General features: G+C 30.2%; 27 protein-coding genes. 12 read left to right on the plus strand and 15 right to left on the minus strand.

What is annotated here, in order from left to right; translation table 11 throughout:
- Window positions 1-42: 42 nt before the first annotated feature.
- The 3 genes from BTO16_RS05460 to BTO16_RS05470 form a co-directional block, all read right to left on the minus strand.
- Window positions 43-663 carry a thioredoxin family protein gene (locus tag BTO16_RS05460; protein ID WP_105020622.1) on the minus strand — a complete coding sequence of 207 codons (621 nt, stop codon included), beginning with the start codon at window positions 661-663 and terminating at the stop codon, window positions 43-45.
- Between the two features lie 6 nt (window positions 664-669).
- Window positions 670-1,191 carry a TlpA disulfide reductase family protein gene (locus BTO16_RS05465; protein ID WP_245891987.1) on the minus strand — a complete coding sequence of 174 codons (522 nt, stop codon included), beginning with the start codon at window positions 1,189-1,191 and terminating at the stop codon, window positions 670-672.
- Window positions 1,192-1,303: 112 nt separating this feature from the next.
- Window positions 1,304-2,086: a S1/P1 nuclease gene (locus BTO16_RS05470; protein WP_105020623.1), complete on the minus strand. Its 783-nt coding sequence runs from the start codon at window positions 2,084-2,086 to the stop codon at window positions 1,304-1,306.
- Between the two features lie 123 nt (window positions 2,087-2,209).
- On the opposite strand from BTO16_RS05470, the gene BTO16_RS05475 reads away from it, so the two are divergent.
- The 5 genes from BTO16_RS05475 (at window position 2,210) to BTO16_RS05495 (ending at window position 4,220) form a co-directional block, all read left to right on the plus strand.
- A complete protein-coding gene (locus BTO16_RS05475; RefSeq protein WP_105020624.1) occupies window positions 2,210-3,070 on the plus strand; it encodes an SPFH domain-containing protein in 861 nt (286 codons plus the stop codon).
- Window positions 3,071-3,158: 88 nt separating this feature from the next.
- Complete coding sequence (locus tag BTO16_RS05480; RefSeq protein ID WP_105020625.1) at window positions 3,159-3,317, plus strand: DUF4177 domain-containing protein; 159 nt, start codon at window positions 3,159-3,161, stop codon at window positions 3,315-3,317.
- Window positions 3,318-3,485 carry a DUF4177 domain-containing protein gene (locus BTO16_RS05485; RefSeq protein ID WP_105020626.1) on the plus strand — a complete coding sequence of 56 codons (168 nt, stop codon included), beginning with the start codon at window positions 3,318-3,320 and terminating at the stop codon, window positions 3,483-3,485.
- Window positions 3,486-3,986 (plus strand): hypothetical protein, encoded by a 501-nt coding sequence (locus BTO16_RS17725; RefSeq protein WP_211298202.1) that lies wholly within the window; start codon window positions 3,486-3,488, stop codon window positions 3,984-3,986.
- Between the two features lie 69 nt (window positions 3,987-4,055).
- The gene (locus tag BTO16_RS05495) at window positions 4,056-4,220 is read left to right on the plus strand and encodes an Arc family DNA binding domain-containing protein (protein ID WP_105020627.1); all 165 of its coding nucleotides are present in this window, start codon (window positions 4,056-4,058) and stop codon (window positions 4,218-4,220) included.
- Window positions 4,221-4,406: 186 nt separating this feature from the next.
- Here the strand turns inward: BTO16_RS05495 and BTO16_RS05500 are convergent, their stop codons facing one another.
- From BTO16_RS05500 to BTO16_RS05555, 12 genes are all read right to left on the minus strand, one after another.
- On the minus strand, window positions 4,407-5,411 hold the full coding sequence (locus BTO16_RS05500) for a DHH family phosphoesterase (protein ID WP_105020628.1): 1,005 nt from the start codon (window positions 5,409-5,411) through the stop codon (window positions 4,407-4,409).
- 250 nt (window positions 5,412-5,661) lie between these two features.
- Window positions 5,662-6,060: a hypothetical protein gene (locus BTO16_RS05505; protein WP_146105346.1), complete on the minus strand. Its 399-nt coding sequence runs from the start codon at window positions 6,058-6,060 to the stop codon at window positions 5,662-5,664.
- Between the two features lie 5 nt (window positions 6,061-6,065).
- A complete protein-coding gene (locus tag BTO16_RS05510) occupies window positions 6,066-6,395 on the minus strand; it encodes a TfoX/Sxy family protein (protein WP_105020630.1) in 330 nt (109 codons plus the stop codon).
- Window positions 6,396-6,405: 10 nt separating this feature from the next.
- Window positions 6,406-7,341, minus strand: coding sequence for an alpha/beta fold hydrolase (locus tag BTO16_RS05515; RefSeq protein ID WP_105020631.1), 936 nt, complete (start codon window positions 7,339-7,341; stop codon window positions 6,406-6,408).
- A 67-nt stretch (window positions 7,342-7,408) separates the two neighbouring features.
- Entirely contained in the window at window positions 7,409-7,972 is a 564-nt protein-coding gene (locus tag BTO16_RS05520) for a TetR/AcrR family transcriptional regulator (RefSeq protein ID WP_105020632.1), read from the minus strand.
- 151 nt (window positions 7,973-8,123) lie between these two features.
- The gene (locus BTO16_RS05525; RefSeq protein ID WP_105020633.1) at window positions 8,124-8,879 is read right to left on the minus strand and encodes a LytR/AlgR family response regulator transcription factor; all 756 of its coding nucleotides are present in this window, start codon (window positions 8,877-8,879) and stop codon (window positions 8,124-8,126) included.
- A 109-nt stretch (window positions 8,880-8,988) separates the two neighbouring features.
- The gene (locus BTO16_RS05530; RefSeq protein WP_170064413.1) at window positions 8,989-9,300 is read right to left on the minus strand and encodes a 2TM domain-containing protein; all 312 of its coding nucleotides are present in this window, start codon (window positions 9,298-9,300) and stop codon (window positions 8,989-8,991) included.
- Window positions 9,301-9,304: 4 nt separating this feature from the next.
- Window positions 9,305-9,640: a 2TM domain-containing protein gene (locus tag BTO16_RS05535; protein ID WP_105020635.1), complete on the minus strand. Its 336-nt coding sequence runs from the start codon at window positions 9,638-9,640 to the stop codon at window positions 9,305-9,307.
- A gap of 4 nt (window positions 9,641-9,644) precedes the next feature.
- Window positions 9,645-9,950 (minus strand): 2TM domain-containing protein, encoded by a 306-nt coding sequence (locus BTO16_RS05540; protein ID WP_245891989.1) that lies wholly within the window; start codon window positions 9,948-9,950, stop codon window positions 9,645-9,647.
- Window positions 9,934-10,251 carry a 2TM domain-containing protein gene (locus BTO16_RS05545; RefSeq protein WP_105020636.1) on the minus strand — a complete coding sequence of 106 codons (318 nt, stop codon included), beginning with the start codon at window positions 10,249-10,251 and terminating at the stop codon, window positions 9,934-9,936. Before BTO16_RS05545 ends, BTO16_RS05540 begins: the two co-directional genes overlap by 17 nt.
- The gene (locus BTO16_RS05550; RefSeq protein ID WP_245891991.1) at window positions 10,251-11,579 is read right to left on the minus strand and encodes a 2TM domain-containing protein; all 1,329 of its coding nucleotides are present in this window, start codon (window positions 11,577-11,579) and stop codon (window positions 10,251-10,253) included. The genes BTO16_RS05545 and BTO16_RS05550 overlap by 1 nt, the downstream gene beginning before the upstream one ends.
- A gap of 72 nt (window positions 11,580-11,651) precedes the next feature.
- Entirely contained in the window at window positions 11,652-12,068 is a 417-nt protein-coding gene (locus BTO16_RS05555) for a DUF2141 domain-containing protein (RefSeq protein WP_105020638.1), read from the minus strand.
- 612 nt (window positions 12,069-12,680) lie between these two features.
- Between BTO16_RS05555 and BTO16_RS05560 the strand changes: the two genes are divergently transcribed.
- From BTO16_RS05560 to proB, 7 genes are all read left to right on the plus strand, one after another.
- Window positions 12,681-13,298 carry a GNAT family N-acetyltransferase gene (locus BTO16_RS05560; RefSeq protein ID WP_105020639.1) on the plus strand — a complete coding sequence of 206 codons (618 nt, stop codon included), beginning with the start codon at window positions 12,681-12,683 and terminating at the stop codon, window positions 13,296-13,298.
- A complete protein-coding gene (locus BTO16_RS05565; protein ID WP_105020640.1) occupies window positions 13,295-14,470 on the plus strand; it encodes an argininosuccinate synthase in 1,176 nt (391 codons plus the stop codon). The genes BTO16_RS05560 and BTO16_RS05565 overlap by 4 nt, the downstream gene beginning before the upstream one ends.
- A 100-nt stretch (window positions 14,471-14,570) precedes the next feature.
- A complete protein-coding gene (gene argC, locus BTO16_RS05570; protein ID WP_105020641.1) occupies window positions 14,571-15,554 on the plus strand; it encodes an N-acetyl-gamma-glutamyl-phosphate reductase in 984 nt (327 codons plus the stop codon).
- A 231-nt stretch (window positions 15,555-15,785) separates the two neighbouring features.
- On the plus strand, window positions 15,786-16,577 hold the full coding sequence (proC, locus tag BTO16_RS05575) for a pyrroline-5-carboxylate reductase (RefSeq protein ID WP_105020642.1): 792 nt from the start codon (window positions 15,786-15,788) through the stop codon (window positions 16,575-16,577).
- A gap of 4 nt (window positions 16,578-16,581) precedes the next feature.
- A complete protein-coding gene (locus tag BTO16_RS05580; RefSeq protein WP_105021522.1) occupies window positions 16,582-17,712 on the plus strand; it encodes an aspartate aminotransferase family protein in 1,131 nt (376 codons plus the stop codon).
- Window positions 17,713-17,799: 87 nt separating this feature from the next.
- Window positions 17,800-18,996 (plus strand): glutamate-5-semialdehyde dehydrogenase, encoded by a 1,197-nt coding sequence (locus BTO16_RS05585; RefSeq protein WP_105020643.1) that lies wholly within the window; start codon window positions 17,800-17,802, stop codon window positions 18,994-18,996.
- A 101-nt stretch (window positions 18,997-19,097) separates the two neighbouring features.
- Window positions 19,098-19,862, plus strand: coding sequence for a glutamate 5-kinase (gene proB, locus BTO16_RS05590; RefSeq protein WP_105020644.1), 765 nt, complete (start codon window positions 19,098-19,100; stop codon window positions 19,860-19,862).
- Window positions 19,863-19,885 lie beyond the last annotated feature (23 nt).

Below are 19,885 nucleotides of genomic sequence, written 5' to 3' on the forward strand. Positions count from 1 at the left end.
GCTACTAACTTGGGAATTTAATTTTTTTATAAAAAATATAATTTATTTATATGTCTTTTCATCAACTTTTATAGAACAACCAATTGCTCTTGTTTCTGTTTTTTCTGGCTTTTTACCTACTAATAATGCATCTACTGCATCTTCTACATATTTTTCTGTAACTGCATCTGCGTTTTTAGAACTGTTGTCAATAGCGCCAATATATTCAACTTTCATGGTGTTTTTAGTTACAATATAAACATGTGGTGTTTTTAAAGCCCCAAATTTTGGAAACACATCTTGCTTTGCATCAAATAAATACGGGAACGTAAATCTTTTTTCGGCAGCTCTCACTTTCATATCTTCAAAACCATCACCTGTAGAAACATTTGGATCGTTTGGATTAATTGCAATTACAGGATATCCTTTTGTTTTATATTTTGCATCTAGAGCAATAATTCTGTCTTCATTTGCAACAGAATATGGACACATATTACAAGTAAAAATGATAATAAATCCTTTTGCTGCTTTATAATCAGATAAAGAAACCATTTTATCATCAATATTCTTTAATTTAAAATTCTCAATTTTATCACCTACTTTATAACCATCCGTTTTAACAGTAAAAGCTAAGGTAAAAAAAGATAAAATAGCTAATATTGTAGCTGTTTTTAATGTTTTCATAATTTGTTAATTTAAAAATGTTAATACTTCTTTTTCTAAAGCTTCATATTCAAAAGATTGCTCATAAAACTTTCTATTTTTTTTGCTGTAAATTAAAGTTGCAGGTATTGCTCCACTCCAACTTTCGTTTATTGCTTTTATCCAAACATCTTCATTAATGTCGTCTAATAAAACAACTTTCGATTGTATTTTATGCTTGTTCATAAAAGGGATTAATTTTTTATTTACTTGTTTAGGAAAATCTAAACTTACCAACAAAACTTCTACATTTTTGTTTGCATAATCTTGTTTAATTTTCTCGAAATAAGGCAATTCTTTTACACAAGGTGCGCACCAAGTTGCCCAAAAATTAATGATATAAATTTTATCATCACTCTTTTCTAACAAAGGCTTTAACTCATTGTAATTATATGTTTTAACTGATGAAATTTGGGTTGTTTCTTCTTTAATAGTTTCTTTAACAACCTCTTTTTTGCAAGAAATAATTCCTACAAAAAGCAAAAGAACACATATCGATTTTTTAATCATTTTATAAAATTACATTATTTATTAGTAACTTTTAAATAATTAACTGATTCTTAACAAAAAAAATCTCGTAAATATTAATTTACGAGATTACATTATGCTGTTTTACAAGTATTTAGTTGTAAATATCATTTAATACTTTTGCCAAACGAATTCCGCCTTTTTGCAATTGAGTTCTTACCGTACCAAAATGATCATACGAATAATTATAGCGTAAATTCTCGCCAACTTTTACTGAATTATAGACTTCTTTGGTAACAACATGTACTTCATTTACCCAATCAATAATAGAACCTTTTTCAATAGCTTCTAGTTGTTTTTTTGATAAATCATCTGCATTATCAGCCAATTCTATATAACTCATTTCCCAATCGTCAATCATTTTGCTATCCCAAACACTGTGCAAGTTTGTGCCACTTCCAAACCATTCCACTTGTATGCTATTACCGCCTTTGTCTTCTTTTTGACCAATATGCATTGGTTGATGTAAATCGCCAATAAAATGAACTAGCATTTTTAGATGAAAATTCTGCTCTTCGTCTGTACTTTTTTTATCCTTTAAAACAGCAATACAGGTGTTGATTCCTGTTACTAAATCTCCTTCAGGGTTCTTTTCTGCTTGCTCATACGTTTGGTCTAAATCCATATTTACATAATGCCAAGGATAATATTTACTGTATTTTCTATCAGATTTTATTTCATCTGCGTAGGTAGATACAAAAGCTAAACTTTGACCTTTAAGTATTTTATCAATACATTTTTTAGCTTTTCTACTAAGGTGTTTTTCAGCTATTTTACCAGTAACTCTATGTCCGTTTTTACCCCAGAAAACAGCATCATCCGAAGATGATTTTGTAAAAAAGAAAAAAGGAATCAATAAAAGGATTTTGAAATTCATTTGAATATTTTAAAATTAATTTTCAGCTAAAGTATAAAAAAAAATACGTACAAATTTGTTAATATTAAAAATAATATTATATCTTTGTGATATCAATTTAATATAAATTTAAACTTAACTTACATGAAAGCAGAAAAAATTATTAAACCCGCAAACGGTTATTTAATGTTATTAGTAGTTTTACTATTATTCTTTGGCGGATTAACTTTGTCTATACTAAATGAAACTCCTATTTTTCTTTTAGCCTCAGCAATCGGTTTTTTTGGGTTTTTTGGCTTTATTTTAGTAAATCCAAATACATCAAAAGTAATTTTACTTTTTGGTAAATATGTAGGAACCATAAAGGACAACGGCTTGTATTGGGCAAATCCTTTATACAGAAAAAAAGCAATTTCTTTAAGAGCAAGTAACTTTGATAGTGAGCGTTTAAAAGTAAATGACAAACTTGGAAATCCTATTATGATTTCTACCATTTTAGTTTGGAGAGTTACAGACACGTATAAAGCGGCCTTTGATGTTGATAACTATGAAAATTTTGTACGAGTACAAACCGATGCTGCTGTTAGAAAGTTAGCAAGTATGTATCCTTATGATAATTTTGCTGATGAAGGTTCTGATGAAGATATTACCTTGCGTTCAAGTGTAAATGAAGTTTCTGAAGCTTTAGAAAAAGAAATTGACGAACGTCTATCGATTGCCGGAATTGAAGTTTTAGAAGCAAGAATTGGATATTTAGCCTACGCGCAAGAAATTGCAAGTGCCATGCTTAAAAGACAACAAGCAACTGCAATTGTAGCTGCAAGACATAAAATTGTACAAGGTGCTGTAGAAATGGTTGAAATGGCTTTAAATGAATTAAATAAAAGAAAAATTGTTGAGTTAGATGATGAACGAAAAGCAGCAATGGTTAGTAATTTATTAGTTATTTTATGTGGTGACAAAGAAGCTTCGCCTGTTGTAAATGCAGGAACTTTAAGTCATTAGTAATATAGTTAGCAGTTAGCAGTTAGCAGTTAGCAGTTAGCAAAAATGAAAACTCTGCGACTTTAAAACATTAAAACTTATATTAAAAATGAAAGAGTATAAAATAGTTACACCAAAATTAGGTTTTAGAAATAGGATGCAAAATTTTGAGGATGTATTAAATCAATATGCTAGAGAAGGTTGGAGTGTTGTAAAAATTAATGAATCTTACACAACCATCGTTTTTGAAAGAGAAAAAAATAGATAAATGAAAGAGTATAAATTTTTGAAACAAAAAATGTCTTGGTCTAATAGCCAAAATAATTTTGAAGAGGAAATTAATTCGCATGCCAAACAAGGTTGGCGGGTAATTAGTGTATATGCAAACTCAAATGGTGGCGTATATGCCGTTTTAGAAAAAGACAAAAACAGGTAAATGAAAGTATTTGTAGAAGAACAACGTTTTAGACAATTATGGTTAATTGTAATTATAGCAATTAGCACAATAGTGCCCATATGTTTTATCTTAAAAGAATTTTCTGATGGAAATACTGATTTTAATTCATCAAGCATAATTACAATTATTAGTATTACTATTTTGCCTGTTATATTAATTTTTACTTTGAAATTAGATACTAAAATAGATGAAGTGGGAATTCATTATCAGTTTTATCCTATTCATTTTTCCTTAAAAACAATTTTATGGTCAGAATTAAAAGAGGTTAAAGTAAGGACATATAATCCAATAGGCGAATATGGTGGTTGGGGTTTTAGAAGTGGTTTTCTTTGGAACAAATCTAAAGGAAAAGCTATAAATATTTCTGGTGATGTTGGCATTCAGCTTGAATTTAAAAACGGAAAAAAATTATTAATAGGAACACAAAAAAAAGCTGAAGCAGAAAGTGTTTTAGAAACCTATCAACATAAAATAGCATAAATATGTTAAGAATATTTTTATTTCTAATTATATATATAATAAACTTAGTTATTTCATTTTTGTAAGAATATGACAAAGAAAAAAGCTTTTGCATTGCGCATAAACGAAGACATGATGAAAGCCATCGAAAAATGGGCTTCGGATGAATTTCGTTCTACAAACGGACAAATAGAATGGATGTTGATGCAGGCGCTAAAAGAAGTGAAAAGAGATCCAAAAAAGAAGGAAGATTAGTTTTGCTAAAAACATAAATTAATAAAAAAAGGTGCTGACTTTATGAAAAGTTAGCACCTTTTTTATTTTAAATAACCGCTATTTGTCAAATAGTTAGAAACAAGTCGTTTTTATTTTTTCTGGCTTATTAAAGCGAAGCTATTTATAGTTTTTTATCAGACATCAGCGATTTTAAAAATACACTTCCTATCCTTTTGGAAAATATTCAGGAATCAATCTTTTTAATTTCTCTAAAGTTTCATCAACGGTTAAATCGCTCATTCCTCCAGAAGCATTAGCATGTCCTCCACCGTTAAAATGTTCTTTTGCCAAAATATTTACAGGATTTTCTGCACCTTTAGAACGGAAAGAAATTTTCATAATTCCGTCTCTTTCGGTAAAAACAATCGCCGCTTTCATTCCTTTTATTGATAAAACCAAGTTTGCTAAACTATCTGTATCTCCTTTTTTATAGTTGTATTTTGCCAATTCTTCTTTTGATAAAGAAATAATAGCAACATTGTAATCGTATAAAATTTCTAGCTTTTCGCTCATTGCAAATCCCTGTAATCGCAAACGATTTTCGGTGTTAGTATCGCTTAATTTTTCATGAATTAAATGATGCGCTACTCCTGCTTCTAAAATTTTTGCTAAAACTTCGTGTGTTCTTGGCTTTACAGAATTGAATCTAAAACTACCTGTATCTGTTAAAATACCCAAATACAAAGGCGTTCCTATTTTTTCATCCAACAACTCTAAATGTCCAGATTCTTCTATTAAATCTACAATTAATTGAGAGGTTGACGAAGCTGTTGTTTCTGAAACCGTTATTGTAGGAAATTCTTCCGGATGTAAATGATGATCGATCATTATTTTTTTACAAGTTACAGCTTCCAACAAAACTTGCATTTCTGGTCCTACTCTATTGGTAGCATTGTAATCTAAACAGAAAATTAAATCTGCATTTTGCATTTGTGTTGTTACTTCTTCTGGATTTTCATCCATCAAAACAATTGAAGAAGTATCTAACCAATCTAAAAAATCGGGTGCTTTATCCGGATGACAAACCACTGCTTTTTTACCTAATTTTTCTATAAAATAAAGTAATCCTAAAGATGAGCCAATAGAATCTCCATCTGCAGATTTGTGTGCCGTAATAACGATATTTGACGCAGCTTGAATTTCTGCTTCAATTTGTTTGTAAATATTCATGGATTGTGTTTTTTCAATTGCGTATAGTGTGCAATTGTATGTGTTTTTTTGAGGATGCGAAGTTAGGTTTATTATTGAAGTGAGGAAGGAAGTTATTAAAGTTTAATTACTAGGGATTATTGATTGTTTTAGTTGAAAATTATATGATAGAGACTTTACTACCGTTAATGCTGATATGAGGTCATTTTAAAGCCAACTACCTGAATATAGGTGAGTTTAGAAACAAAATAAATAAGACTACTATTTTAAGTTATTTAATTTTCCCTATAACTAATTTTGAAAATGGTATACCCGTAATTTTCACACTTCCTACAATAAAGACAATTGCTAATAATAAATCCATTCCTGTGGTTATAATCATTTCTTGTGGAACATCGCCAACAGTTGTTGCATAAGAAACTAGAAATACATTAAATAAACGCACTAAACCATTCCAAAGGACAATAGACGACCTAGTTTCAATCTCTTGAATTGCCCAAATAAGTGATGCGCCAGCAAATATTATAAACGCTCCCGCTATAGAGTTGGTTATTAAAGCTTCTCCCGTTTTACTAGCAATAGCTTGTATAATCATTCCTATACCTATCGGGAAGTTTAATATACTTGTGATTAGAACGAATTTTTTAAATATGTTAGTTGTGTTTTTCATTTTTATTATTTTATTTTATTTTTTTGAATATTTAATGACGCTTCTGCCCAAAGAACAAATTGATCAGCATTTTCGATAATTTCGATAGGAACCTCATAAAAAGAAGCTACTATACTGTTATTTTTAAAAAGCTTTAAAGTTTCTGAACCGGCATTTAGATATTGCTCCTTATTCGTTTGGTCTACTTTAAAGAAAATAGTTTCTTTTGCTATAATACCGAACATTAAACCGTCTGCATAAAGACCTACACAACCAAACATTCGTTTTGTGTTAACCGTTTTCCAGTTTGATAATTGGTCAAGAATAAAGTCTAAATAATCAGTTGAGGCAGCCATTTAATTTAATCTATTCTTTTACTTCTATATTTTTCAGTATTCTTCTTAATGAAATAACAAAACTTTCTGGACTATCTTCTTGTGTAAAATGACCTGCATCAGGAAGTAATTCTACTGGCGCATTAGGAAAAATAGAACGCCATTTGTCTTGAATCTCTTGCGAAGCGACTGCAACATCTTTTAAACCGAAAATAAACTCTACTTGTTTGTCTTGTAGTGTATTTAGTTTACGCTCTAAATCTACCAACCAATCTGTTGCCAATGTAATTTGTTGTGGAAATATGGCAGTTCCTTTTCTAGATTCTTTGGTAGGAAAAGGCATTTCATAAGCATCCATAATTGCTTTATTACTGCTAGACTTTTTGTTGATAGAACCACGCATGATTCCTGTTACAAAAAAGTTCTCTTCTAAAATTTTGTTTTCCATTTCTTTAGAGCTCATTTGCATAGAAAAACCTTCTAACTTGCCTTCTGCTTTCCAAGCCCAAGTATTGCTAATTACAACACCTAAAACTTTATCAGGATTACTTGTTGCTACAGATAATCCTGTTGGTCCGCCCCAATCTTGAACAACGATAATAAACTTGTCTAACTTTAAATGATCAAAAAGAAGTGCACTAATCCATGTTACATGCTCTTGTGGTGTAAAACCAAAATCCTTAGGAGTATCAGAAAAACCAAAACCAGGTAAATCGTAGGCTATTACTCTGGCTTCACCAGAAAGTTGTTTAATTATATTTCTATTTAAAAAAGACCAATCCGGATTTCCGTGTGTTAGTACAATTGGAATTCCTTCACCCTCATCAATATAATGCATTGAAATTCCGTCTTTTTCAAACCAATTACTTCTAAAAGGATATTCAACCTTGTCAACAATAAATGGTCTCTGCTTTTTGTTCGTTTTATCTTTGTTGTATATTTCTTGTTTCTGTATATTGTTTTCCATAATTATTATAATTTAAATGTGTTTAATTTTAACTAATCAATCGATTAGTTTTAGGATAAAAAAAATGTTATAGGTTTTTAAATGTCATTTCTATATAATCTTCAATAACAGTATTATTTTGTATTTTACCTGCCAAACCTAACCCACCAATAGCCAAAACTAGAAAATTTATTTGCTTATTTAAAGTAACGCTATCTATTGCAGTATTAAATTCAAGGTTTTTTTTAAATAAACCTCTTAATTTTTCGCCGTAATTAGAAATAACAGCTCCAACTTGTTCGTCTATTTCTAGGCCAAATTCTGACATTGTATTGACCATTAAACAACCTCTTTTATTATTATCTTGATTTGAAAATGCAGCAAATGCATAAAAGAAATTCTTGATACTATCTTTACCATTAGAAGAATCTTCAAATTTTTTCAATACTTGCTGTAGTTTACTTTTATATAATTTTAAACTTTCTAAAAAAAGGTTTTTCTTATTACCAAAACTAGCATTTATAGAAAATTGATTAATGCCCATTTCTTTGGATAACATACGCAAAGAAGTACTTTTATAGCCATTCTTCCAGAATAAAACCATAGCACGTTCTATTACTTCTGCTTCATTGTATTGTTTTTCTCTAGGCATAAAAATATATTAAAGCACAAAACTAATCACTTGATTAGAAATAAAAAAATAAAATCACATATATTTTAATAATTTCTAAAAAATCAGTAAAATTAGACTAGTTTTCTGAAAATAAATTGATAAACAAACTAAAACACTAAAGCTAATTGTGTTACTCAATCCAATTCTTAAAATCTTTAACACGCTCTCTACTCACAATAATTTCTGATTCAGAATACGAGTTTAAAATTAATTGAAGTCTCGAATTTGCATACGAAATAATATCCTTTATTGCATTTATATGCACAATAAAGGTTCTATTTACTCTAAAAAAATGTTCTGGATTTAATTGTTCTTCCCAATATTCTAAAGAGTTATCTAACAAGTGATTTCGCTTTTCTAAAGTATGTATGTAGGTTGATTTATTTTCACTAAAAAAACACTCAATATCATCTATAGAAATAATTTTAATATGCTGACCAACTTTAATAGACAAGCGTTTTTTAAATTTTCGATCTACCGGATTGATCAATAATTTTTTAATATCCTCTATATTTACCTGAACATTAGATTGCTTTGGTCTGTTTTCTTTAAACTTATCTAAAGCAACTTTTAATTCATCTTCATCCAAAGGTTTTAGTAAATAATCTACACTATTTAATTTAAAAGCTTTTAACGCATATTCATCATAAGCAGTTGTAAAAATAATGGCAGATTTAACTTCAATTTCTTCAAAAATCTCAAAAGATAATCCATCGGAAAGTTGAATATCTAAAAATATTAAATCAGGATGTTCGTTGTTTTGCAACCAATTTAAAGACTCTTCGACAGAGTGCAACATTTGTTTAACTTCTATATTTAAAGCTGCCAACATTCTATTTAATCTTCTTGCTGCGGGTTTTTCATCCTCAATAATTAATACGTTCATTTTACTGTTTGTTAGTTATTTATACTTAGTTGCTGGTTTTGTTGTTAAAAAATTTGAAGACAAATTAAAACGCTGTAATTTTCTCTGTGAATATCTGCGAAACCCTTTTTTAATCTTTCATGAATTCTTCAATTTTTCTTTCTTCCCAATCTTTTCCGTGTAAATTAAGAAAACCAAAAGTTTTTAAAGCATCAAGTGCTAAGAAAATTCCCCAAATGAGCCAAATAGGAATATGTGTAAATCCGTCGCCATCAAATTGATTGCTTACCGTAAAATTTCCAACGATTTTAAAAGAAAATTTCCAGACAAAAGCTAAAAATAAATTTATTAAAATATAAGCAACTACATGTTTATAGAATTTTTTAATTTCTTCAATTTTTCTCTTTGCTCTTGCTAATTTTTTATCATTCAAGCTTTTCATATTCTTAAAAATTTTTAGTTCTTTGATCATCTTTTTCCATCATTTCTTTAATTTTTCGTTCTTCCCAGTCGCTTCCTAAACCTAAAGATTTAAAACCAAAAACTCCCATCCAATGAAAAAACATTCCTATTCCCCAGAAAAGCCAAGTAGAAATTACTCCAAAATTTGTTATTGCATCCGCAAAAGAATAGTCACTTTGCATTAAGCCGAAGACAATTACTCCGCTAATAAAAATGTTTACCAAAACGTACACAATTAAATGAACGTAAAACCCTTTTATTACTTTTACTCTCTTTTTAGCTCTTAAATAGCTTTGTTCTTGCATAAAATCTACTTCCATTTTCTTACTTATTTTGATTCATATATTCTTTAATTTTCTTCTCTTCCCAATCTTTTCCGATTCCTAATAAATTGAAACCAAAAATGCTCATCCAATGAAAAAAAAGACCTGTTCCCCAACCTAAAGCAGAAAACCAGAACCAATGAAAATGAGGTTCAAAGGTTAGGTTTATATAAATGATAACAGGTATTACCAAACAATAAATTAGTAAATGTGTATAAAAACCTCTAATATCTTTTACCTTCTTTTGAGCTTTAAAATAGCGCTCTTGTTGCATATTGCTAGCCTCCATTTTATGACTTGTTTTCATTCATGAATTCTTTAATCTTTCTTTCTTCCCACGATTTATTAAAAATCATATTAACACCCAAAACATTTAATGCTTGGTATAAAATTCCTAATCCCCAAAAAAACCAAATCTTATAATTATGATAATTAAAAACTGCTTCCTTAAAAGTATCGCCATCATTTAAATCACCTACAATAAAAACGGCAGTTAAAAAGATATTTACCACAACATACACGGCTAAATGCTTATAAAATTTACTTACTTTTTCAACTCTTTTTTTAGCAAGAATATATCTTTGTTCTTTTGTGAAATCGGTTTCCATTATCTGTAATTTTTATGTTGATTCTCTTTATCCATCATTGCTTTAATCTTTCTTTCTTCCCAGTTTTTACCCAAGAAAACATTGTAATTATTTACTTCTAAAAAATGGAAAGTTAACCCTATTCCCCATCCAAAAATTGGAAACCAAAACCAGTAAAAACCTGGAGAAAATCTTAAATTTATAAAAATCAAAAAGGGGATTACCAAACAGTACGATGCTAAATTCTGATAAAATTCTTTTAATTTTTCTACTCTTTCAACTGCTTTGACGTACTTACTATTTTCTAAATTATCTTGATACATGCTGTTTTCCATTTTAATTAAGAGAGGTAAACTCACCTTAAACGTTTTGTTATTATTTTCTATTTTAACACCTTTAGGCGTTATTAAACCATATCTATCAGCAATATTTTGTAGGCCAACTTTGGTGCTTTTACCAATTGCTTCTTTCGGATTTACATTGTTTTCTATAATTAAATAATCCTCTTTTTCATAAATATGAATCGTTAATGGTTTAGACGATGACACCACATTGTGTTTTACAGCATTCTCTAATAATAGTTGCAAAGAAAGCGGCACAATCTTTAAATCGATGTTGCTTACAGTATCCGGAATATTAAATTGTACAGCGTCTTCAAAACGCATTCCAAGCAACTCCATATAAGTTTTTGCGAAATTTAATTCTTCTGTAAGCGTTGTTAAATCTTTGTTTCTTTGCTCTAAAACATATCTGTAAATTTTAGATAATTTTGTGGTAAATTTTTCTGCTTGCGCAGGATTTTCGCCAATCAAACTGGTTAATACATTTAAGCTATTAAACAAAAAATGTGGATCAATCTGACTTTTTAAAGACTCAAACTTCGCTGTTTCTGTTTTCGCAACAATTTCTTGTTTTGTAGATTCTTGGGTCATTGCAGATTTCCAGTTGATCATAAAATCCTTTGCATGTAAAAAAGTAGAGATTCCTAAAGAGAGAATGATATAAAAAAAGTGAGTCAACAGATAGCTTCCTTTAAAAAAATTTACGGGATTACTGTTATTTATAAAGACAAACACTACATAATCAATTAATAAAACTAACGGAATAGTATATAATAAAGTGCATATAATTCCCGACCAAACTCTCTGATTTGTTTGCGTTATCCAATCCCATTTTTTTGATAAAAATTTATTAATAACTCCATTACCTAAGCCAAGACCAAAAGAATACATACCAGAAATAATGAAAGACCAAACAATACCTTCTATTGTTCTTTGACCAAAAATGATGCTAAAAAGTATCCCGAAAATAATTGTAAGCTTTAGGCATAATAATACTCCTTTCTTCATGCTTTTTAAGGTATAAACTTCTTGATCCTCCATCTTTAATGTTCTTATTTTGTAAAAATTATTTGCAATTTACTAAAATCTAATCTCTAAACGAACGCTTTTATCTACAACTACAAATTTTGCGTCTTCGTAATTTGGCGGGCCATAATTCATCACATTATTCGATGCTCCATAATTTTCTAAAGGCATTCCATTTGGTGCAAAATCCATTTTATTATTTTCATTTTTATCATGAAAACAAATAATAGCGTATTCACCAGACGGAATATCAATAAAAGTAACTACGCTTTTTCCATCTTTAATTTCTGATGAAACGCCTTGTAAAGGTTTCATTCTAAAGTTCTCTTTATCATATAAAGCAAAACTTACTTTTCCTTCATCCGAAGTTACATTTACAACTGTTGTGGTAATACTTACATTTTCTTGGGCAGTAATTGTATTCGAAATAAATAAAACTGCCGTTACTAAACTTGCTACTAAAAATTTCATGATGTTTATTTTTTATGATTAATTATGGTACAAATTTGCAACAGAACGGCAGATTTTAAAATTTAAAACAACCCAACTGTATTTTTTTATTACTGAATTGTAGGTTTAACTTAAATTAACAAGTAAAATACTAGCTTCTATCTTTAAAGATGTTCGCTAAAATTATCATAAAAGTAGTATTTAGGCCTTATTTTGATTAATTTTCAACTCAGGTTCCTATTTTGTTTAAAATTAATAAAACTTTTAAAAAAGATTCTATTTTTGACTATAAGTTTTAAAAAACACATACTTTAGCCATATGTTTACTTCAAAAGAAAATAAATTATATACTACAATAGTTGCTATTTTACGATTGCGCAACCGACGTTGTTAATATTTTAAATTAACTGTAAAACAATCTATTTCAGTATTTAACCATTTATTTTTTCATTGTGAATCTTCCAAAAAAATCTTACTTACCATCTTTAGTTATTTTAAAAAATAACCCTAAAAATGTACGAAGGACTTTATCTTTTCGCCCTTTGGGGTGTTTTATTATTTAAAGAATTTAGGTGAGTCCGGTTCTCAAGTCAATCAACCAAAATTAATTTTATAACATAAAAAATCAATGCAATGGAAATTGTAATTGCTAATATATCACACATCGCTTACGCAGAAATAATTTGTAAAACAATTGAAGATGCTGCGCAAGTAAGAGGAACAGGAATTGCAAAACGAAAGCCTGAATATATTGCCACCAAAATGGAAAATGGCAATGCAGTTATTGCTTTAGATGGCGATAAATTTGCAGGTTTTTGCTACATCGAAAAATGGGGACATGGAAAATTTGTTGCCAATTCAGGTTTAATTGTGCATCCAGATTATAGAAATGTAGGACTTGCAAAAGAAATTAAAAAAGTTATTTTTAATCATTCTAGAACAAAATTTCCTGATGCAAAAGTATTTAGTATCACAACAGGCTTAGCAGTAATGAAACTTAATAGCGATTTAGGCTATAAACCGGTAACTTTTTCTGAATTAACAGACGACCCAACTTTTTGGGACGGCTGCCAAACCTGCAGAAATTACGATATTTTAACGAGAACAGAACGTAAAATGTGTTTGTGTACTGGTATGTTGTTTGATCCAAAAAACAATAATAAAGCGGCGTCTAAAGAAGTTAAAGACAGCGTTTTTCACAGATTAAAAAACATGAAACAAAACTTATTTGTAAAAAAAGATAAAGAATGAAAAAATTAGTAATTGCCTATAGCGGAGGCTTAGACACCTCTTATTGTGCCGTAAGTTTATCAAAAGAATATGAAGTGCACGCAGTTAGCGTTAACACAGGCGGATTCTCTAAAGATGAAATAAAAAATATTGAAAGTAACGCTTACAAAATGGGCGTTTCCACCTACAAAAACATTGATGCCATTACCACTTTTTATCAAAAAGTTGTAAAGTATTTAATTTTTGGTAATGTTTTAAAAAATAATTCGTACCCTCTTTCTGTAAGCGCAGAAAGAATTATTCAGGCTATTGAAATTGTAGAATACGCAAAAAGTATTGATGCAGAATATATTGCGCACGGAAGCACAGGTGCAGGAAATGATCAAGTTCGTTTTGATATGATTTTTCAAACCTTAGCACCAAATATTAAAATCATTACGCCAATTAGAGATCAAAAGCTAACCCGACAAGAAGAAATTGAGTATTTAAAGTCTGAAGGAATTGACATGTCTTGGGAGAAATCTAAATATTCTGTAAACAAAGGTTTGTGGGGAACGAGCGTTGGTGGTGTTGAAACCTTAAAATCAGAATTACCTTTACCTAGCGAAGCATATCCTTCTCAATTAGTAAAAGAAGGTGAAGAAAAAGTAACCTTGACTTTTAAACAAGGTGAATTTGTTGCTTTTAATGGCGTACAAGATACGCCTGAAATTAATATTGAAAAACTAAATGACAGTGCATCAAAATATGCAATTGGTAGAGATATCCATGTTGGAGATACCATTGTTGGTACAAAAGGAAGAGTTGGTTTTGAAGCTGCTGCTGCATTAATTACGATAAAAGCACATCATTTGTTAGAAAAGCACACGTTAACCAAATGGCAATTGCAACACAAAGAGTATTTGTCTAGTTTTTACGGAATGCATTTGCACGAAGGCCAATATTTAGATCCTGTGATGAGAGATACAGAGGCTTTTTTACAAAGTTCTCAAAAAATGGTTTCTGGCGATGTAACTGTTACTTTAAAACCGTATCATTTTTCTTTGGATGGCATTGTTTCTAAACACGATTTAATGTCGAGTGCATTTAGTACATATGGCGAAGAAAACAAAGCTTGGACCGCGGATGATGCAAAAGGATTTATCAAAATTTTAGGAAATCAGAATAAAATATACCAGCAAGTAAATAAATAATGTTGAAAAAATGTGCAATTGTGTAATTCTTTAACTGTTTATTTTCAAAACGATTACACATCGAAACAATTACACATTTATACTTTTACACTTTTTAAATATGAAGAATTTAGAAATAGGAATTATCGGTGGCGCAGGTTATACAGCAGGAGAATTAATTAGATTATTGCTAAACCATCCTGAAACGAATATTAATTTTGTGTATAGCACGTCTAATGCTGGCAACAAAGTTTATAAAGTGCATCAAGATTTAATTGGTGATACAGAAATTAGCTTTACAAATGAAATTAACACTGAAGTTGATGTTTTATTCTTGTGTTTAGGTCATGGAAATTCGACTGCCTTTTTAGCTAAAAATAGTTTTTCATCAACTACAAAAATCATTGATTTAAGTAATGATTTTAGATTAACTGCTGATAAAAATTTCGAAGGAAAAGAGTTTGTTTATGGTTTACCAGAATTGGATAAAGAAGGTATAAAAGCAGCCAAATATATTGCTAATCCTGGTTGTTTTGCAACTGCCTTGCAATTGGCAATTTTACCTTTAGCAGCAAATGGTTTGTTACAAAATGATGTTCATATTAATGCTGTAACTGGTGCAACTGGCGCTGGAACTTCTTTGTCTGAAACGACTCATTTTACGTGGAGAGATAATAATTTTTCTCATTATAAAGCATTTAACCATCAGCATTTAGGAGAAATTAATCAGACGATACATCAATTGCAAGCAGATTTTAAATCCGAAATTAATTTTGTTCCGAATAGAGGGAATTTTTCAAGAGGAATTTTTGCAACTACATACACAAAGTTTAATGGTTCAATTGAAGCGGCTACTAAAATGTATAAAGAATATTATAAAGATGCTGCTTTTACGTTTGTTTCTGATGTTGATATTCATATGAAACAAGTGGTAAACACCAATAAATGTTTGATTCATTTAGCAAAACATAATAACAAATTATTGATTACAAGCACAATAGATAATTTATTAAAAGGAGCTTCTGGTCAAGCAATTCAGAATATGAATTTAATGTACGGCTTTGAAGAAACATTGGGATTGAATTTAAAAGCTAATTATTTTTAACCGCAGGGCGATAGCCAAAGATTTATTTCCCAAAGGATTCCTCGTAATTATAATTAGAAGTATGTTGTTGATTATTTACTAGCTTGGCTTGCGTTAGCGATTGAAACGACATCCTTTTTTTAGAGATTGGGTTTCATAAAAAGGAATTTTTATGAAGCGCACCTAACGAAGTTAAAAAAAAAGATATAGTGTAAAGCGCGACCTTTAGGTAACGCCCAAAAATAATAAATTATGAAAGTAGCAATAATTGGTGCCGGAAGTTTAGGACAATCGATCGCAAAAGGTCTTTTGAAAAATAAAGTTGTAAAATCGCTTTATTTAACAAAGAGAAATACAAGTTCTATCAAAAGTTTTGAAGATTCTAAGGAAGTACTTTTAACTTCGGATAATGCAGAAGCTGTTAAAAATGCTGATATTTTAATTTTTGCTGTTCAGCCAAGGCATTTTGAAAGTATTTTAGAAAATGTAAAACCATTTCTAACTAAAAATCATGTGTTAATTTCTGTAATCACTGGTTTTTCTATCGCAAAAATTGAAGCTATTGTTGGTAAAGACCAATTTATTATTCGCTCTATGCCAAATACGGCTGCTTCTGTTGGGCAATCGATGACCTGTATTTCTGCAAATGAAAAAGGGAAAGAAAAGATAGAATTGGCAAAAACTATTTTTAATAGTTTAGGACAAACTATGGAAATACCCGAAGAACAATTGCAAGCTGCAACGGTTATTTGTGCAAGCGGAATTGCTTTTTGGATGCGTTTAATTCGTGCAACAACTCAGGGCGCAATTCAATTAGGTTTTGAAGCGCATGAAGCACATGTTTTAGCAATGCAAACATGCTTTGGTGCTGCGAGTTTATTAAAGGAATCTGGCAATCATCCGGAGGCAGAAATAGACAGAGTTACAACTCCTGGAGGCTGCACTATAGAGGGTTTAAACGAAATGGAACACCAAGGTTTAAGCTCTTCTTTAATTAAAGGAATTAATAAATCATTTGATAAAATCAATCAAATTAAAAAATAAAAAAATGTCATTATTTAACGTTTATCCGCTATATAATATCACTCCGGTTTCAGCAAAAGATGTATATGTTTATGATGAAAAAGGAATAGAATACTTAGATTTATATGGAGGTCATGCTGTAATTTCTATCGGTCATGCGCATCCAAAATATGTAGAAGCAATTACCAGTCAAGTTGCAAAGTTAGGTTTTTATTCAAATGCGATTCGGAATCCTTTGCAAGAGGAATTAGCGGACCGATTAGAAGCTGTTTCTGGTTGTAAAGATTATCAGCTTTTTTTATGCAATTCTGGCGCAGAAGCAAATGAAAATGCATTAAAATTAGCTTCTTTTAAAACTGAAAAATCAAGAGTAATTGCGTTCAAAAATGGATTTCACGGGCGAACCTCTGCAGCTGTTGCGGTAACTGATAGTAAAAGTATTATTGCACCAATTAACGCACAACAAAAAGTTACTATTCTTGATTTAAATGATATTGAAAGCGTAAAAACTGAACTTGAAAAAGGAGATGTTTGTGCTGTAATTATCGAATTTATTCAAGGTGTTGGTGGTTTAGATCAGGCAACAAAAGAATTTTTTGAGCAAGTGGATGTGCTTTGTAAAGCAAATAATACGCTTTTTCTTGCTGATGAAGTGCAGTCTGGTTATGGTCGTTCTGGAAAGTTTTTTGCTTTTCAACATTATAATGTAACTCCGGATATTATTTCGATTGCAAAAGGTATGGGAAATGGATTTCCTATTGGCGGAATTTTAATTCATCCAAGTATTGAGGCGAAATTTGGGATGTTAGGCACCACTTTTGGCGGAAATCATTTAGCATGTGCTGCTGGTTTATCCGTTTTAAATGTGATTCATGATGATTTTTTAATGGATAATGTTCAAACAATTTCTGAATACTTTTTCAAAATAGCAGAAACCATTCCTCAAATTAAAAAGATTAAAGGAAAAGGATTAATGCTTGGTTTAGAATTCGATTTTGAAGTGAGCGATTTAAGAAAAAAACTAATTTACGAATATCAAATTTTTACTGGAGGAGCATCAAACAAAAAAGTATTGAGAATTTTACCTCCGTTAACGGTTCAAAAAAAACATATCAATCAGTTTTTTGAAGCTTTGGTAAATGCTTTGGATGCGTAAAAATAATTAAGCGCGAAAACGCAAATGTTATAGCTAAACTCGCAAAGCTTTTCTGAAAACTGCAACTGAAAACTGAAAACTAAAAAAATGAACACGCTTTTATCCATAGAAACTAGAAATAATGTTTTGCAAACAATGGCGGCACTTTTAGAAATAAATAGAGCCGCACTTATCAGCATCAATAAAAAGGATTTGAACGCGTACAAAGGTGACGATATTTCTATGTTTGATCGCTTAAAAGTTGATGATGCAAAAGTTGATGAAATGATTGCGGCGGCTACACACTTAGCTTCTCAAGAAGATCCTGTTGGTGTTGAGCGTTTTAGTTTTAAGCATGAAAACGGAATGCAAGTGTATAATAAAACAGCGTCTTTTGGCACGATTTTAATCATTTATGAATCTAGACCAGATGTTACGGTAGAAGCTGCGGGAATTGCTTTTAAATCTGGAAATAAAATTTTATTAAAAGGCGGAAAAGAGTCTTTAAATTTAAATTTAAAAATTGTTGAATTGTGGCATCAAGCTTTAGAAAAACATAATGCTTCGTTTGATTGGGTAGAATATTTACAATTTAACAGAACAGAAACACAAGCGTTTTTAGAAAAACCAACTCAGAAAGTAGACTTAATTGTACCAAGAGGTGGCGAAAAATTAATTGCTTTTGTTAAAGAACACGCTACTTGTCCGGTAATTATTAGCGGACGTGGAAATAATTTTGTGTATGTTCATACAGAAGCAGATGTAGACATTGCAATAGCTATTATCATCAATGGTAAATCGAAAATATCTGCTTGTAATGCCGTTGATAAAGTTTTGATTGCTAAAAATCTTCCGAATAAAAAGGAATTCATTAACAAATTAATATCAAAATTGAGGGAATTTAAAATTCAGGTTATGGCTGATGAAATTGTATCAAAAAATTATAATTTAGAGCAAATTTCATCCAACGAAGTTTGGTCTGAAGAGTTTTTAGATTACAAAATAGTAATTGGAGAAATTTCATCCAGCGAAGCTGCAATTAAAATGATTAACAACTATTCTGGCGGGCATTCATCTGTAATCATCACAAAAAATGATGCTATTGCAAAAATATTTATGGAAAATGTAGATAATGCCGCTGTGTATCATAATGCTTCCACTCGTTTTACAGACGGTGGGCAATTAGGTTTAGGCGGAGAATTGGCAATAAGTACAGATAAATTACACCAACGTGGACCGATTGGTTTGCAACATTTGGTAACTAATAAATGGTATGTTCACGGAAATGGACAAGTAAGAAGTTAACAGTTTTACAGTGGCAGTTGGCAGTAAAAACTTTTACCATTCGCAAATTATTAAGAAAATATAAATAGAAAATTAAGAAGTAAAACTCCTAATTAAACACAATGCAAAAAAAGAAACGCATTTTACTAAAAATAGGTTCTAATACCCTTACAAAAGAAACGAATAATATTTCTAGAGGAAAAATTGAAGATATTGCAAATCAGATTGCAAAATTGAAAGATACCTGCGAATTTGTTATTGTAAGTTCTGGCGCAATTGCTGTTGCAAAACAGTTTGTAAAATTAGAAAGTAAACATGAAGAAGTATTTGTAAAACAAGCACTTGCTTCTATTGGTCAGCCGCATTTAATTAGAATTTATCAAGAAATTTTTAGAGAATATGGTTTGTTAACTTCGCAATGTCTACTCTCCTACTCAGATTTTGAGAGAGAACAAAGTAAAGTTAATATTGTCAACACGATTAATGTGTTGGTTCAGAATAATTACATTCCTATTATCAACGAAAATGATACCGTTGCTACGGATGAAATTCAGTTTGGTGATAATGATAAATTAGCGGCTTTAACGGCGACTTTATTAGAGGTTGATTTGTTAATAATTGCTACCAATACATTTGGAATTTACACAAAAGAATCCATCGAAAATAATGATCCTAAAACCATTTTAGAAGTCACGAATTTTGATGATTTATTAGAAGAAGTTGTGAACTCAAAATCTACGCACGGCAGTGGCGGAATGCAATCTAAAATTGAGGCTGCAGCTTTAAGTAAAAAAGCAAACATAGAAACTTGGATTGTAAACGGTTTGGAAGATCATTTTATTACAAATGCTTTTGAAAATAAAGTGCCGTTTACCAAAATAAAATAATTTTTCTAGCAAGGTTTTGAAAA

The organism is Polaribacter glomeratus (genome assembly GCF_002954665.1).
Taxonomy (GTDB): domain Bacteria; phylum Bacteroidota; class Bacteroidia; order Flavobacteriales; family Flavobacteriaceae; genus Polaribacter; species Polaribacter glomeratus.

Excerpts from the sequence above, each read along its gene's own strand:
- BTO16_RS05460 (WP_105020622.1), bottom strand. The coding sequence starts at position 663 with ATGAAAACATTAAAAACAGCTACAATATTAGCTATTTTATCTTTTTTT.
- BTO16_RS05465 (WP_245891987.1), bottom strand. The coding sequence starts at position 1,191 with ATGATTAAAAAATCGATATGTGTTCTTTTGCTTTTTGTAGGAATTATT.
- BTO16_RS05470 (WP_105020623.1), bottom strand. The coding sequence starts at position 2,086 with ATGAATTTCAAAATCCTTTTATTGATTCCTTTTTTCTTTTTTACAAAA.
- BTO16_RS05475 (WP_105020624.1), top strand. The coding sequence starts at position 2,210 with ATGAAAGCAGAAAAAATTATTAAACCCGCAAACGGTTATTTAATGTTA.
- BTO16_RS05480 (WP_105020625.1), top strand. The coding sequence starts at position 3,159 with ATGAAAGAGTATAAAATAGTTACACCAAAATTAGGTTTTAGAAATAGG.
- BTO16_RS05485 (WP_105020626.1), top strand. The coding sequence starts at position 3,318 with ATGAAAGAGTATAAATTTTTGAAACAAAAAATGTCTTGGTCTAATAGC.
- BTO16_RS17725 (WP_211298202.1), top strand. The coding sequence starts at position 3,486 with ATGAAAGTATTTGTAGAAGAACAACGTTTTAGACAATTATGGTTAATT.
- BTO16_RS05495 (WP_105020627.1), top strand. The coding sequence starts at position 4,056 with ATGACAAAGAAAAAAGCTTTTGCATTGCGCATAAACGAAGACATGATG.
- BTO16_RS05500 (WP_105020628.1), bottom strand. The coding sequence starts at position 5,411 with ATGAATATTTACAAACAAATTGAAGCAGAAATTCAAGCTGCGTCAAAT.
- BTO16_RS05505 (WP_146105346.1), bottom strand. The coding sequence starts at position 6,060 with ATGAAAAACACAACTAACATATTTAAAAAATTCGTTCTAATCACAAGT.
- BTO16_RS05510 (WP_105020630.1), bottom strand. The coding sequence starts at position 6,395 with ATGGCTGCCTCAACTGATTATTTAGACTTTATTCTTGACCAATTATCA.
- BTO16_RS05515 (WP_105020631.1), bottom strand. The coding sequence starts at position 7,341 with ATGGAAAACAATATACAGAAACAAGAAATATACAACAAAGATAAAACG.
- BTO16_RS05520 (WP_105020632.1), bottom strand. The coding sequence starts at position 7,972 with ATGCCTAGAGAAAAACAATACAATGAAGCAGAAGTAATAGAACGTGCT.
- BTO16_RS05525 (WP_105020633.1), bottom strand. The coding sequence starts at position 8,879 with ATGAACGTATTAATTATTGAGGATGAAAAACCCGCAGCAAGAAGATTA.
- BTO16_RS05530 (WP_170064413.1), bottom strand. The coding sequence starts at position 9,300 with ATGAAAAGCTTGAATGATAAAAAATTAGCAAGAGCAAAGAGAAAAATT.
- BTO16_RS05535 (WP_105020635.1), bottom strand. The coding sequence starts at position 9,640 with ATGGAAGTAGATTTTATGCAAGAACAAAGCTATTTAAGAGCTAAAAAG.
- BTO16_RS05540 (WP_245891989.1), bottom strand. The coding sequence starts at position 9,950 with ATGAAAACAAGTCATAAAATGGAGGCTAGCAATATGCAACAAGAGCGC.
- BTO16_RS05545 (WP_105020636.1), bottom strand. The coding sequence starts at position 10,251 with ATGGAAACCGATTTCACAAAAGAACAAAGATATATTCTTGCTAAAAAA.
- BTO16_RS05550 (WP_245891991.1), bottom strand. The coding sequence starts at position 11,579 with ATGAAGAAAGGAGTATTATTATGCCTAAAGCTTACAATTATTTTCGGG.
- BTO16_RS05555 (WP_105020638.1), bottom strand. The coding sequence starts at position 12,068 with ATGAAATTTTTAGTAGCAAGTTTAGTAACGGCAGTTTTATTTATTTCG.
- BTO16_RS05560 (WP_105020639.1), top strand. The coding sequence starts at position 12,681 with ATGGAAATTGTAATTGCTAATATATCACACATCGCTTACGCAGAAATA.
- BTO16_RS05565 (WP_105020640.1), top strand. The coding sequence starts at position 13,295 with ATGAAAAAATTAGTAATTGCCTATAGCGGAGGCTTAGACACCTCTTAT.
- argC (WP_105020641.1), top strand. The coding sequence starts at position 14,571 with ATGAAGAATTTAGAAATAGGAATTATCGGTGGCGCAGGTTATACAGCA.
- proC (WP_105020642.1), top strand. The coding sequence starts at position 15,786 with ATGAAAGTAGCAATAATTGGTGCCGGAAGTTTAGGACAATCGATCGCA.
- BTO16_RS05580 (WP_105021522.1), top strand. The coding sequence starts at position 16,582 with ATGTCATTATTTAACGTTTATCCGCTATATAATATCACTCCGGTTTCA.
- BTO16_RS05585 (WP_105020643.1), top strand. The coding sequence starts at position 17,800 with ATGAACACGCTTTTATCCATAGAAACTAGAAATAATGTTTTGCAAACA.
- proB (WP_105020644.1), top strand. The coding sequence starts at position 19,098 with ATGCAAAAAAAGAAACGCATTTTACTAAAAATAGGTTCTAATACCCTT.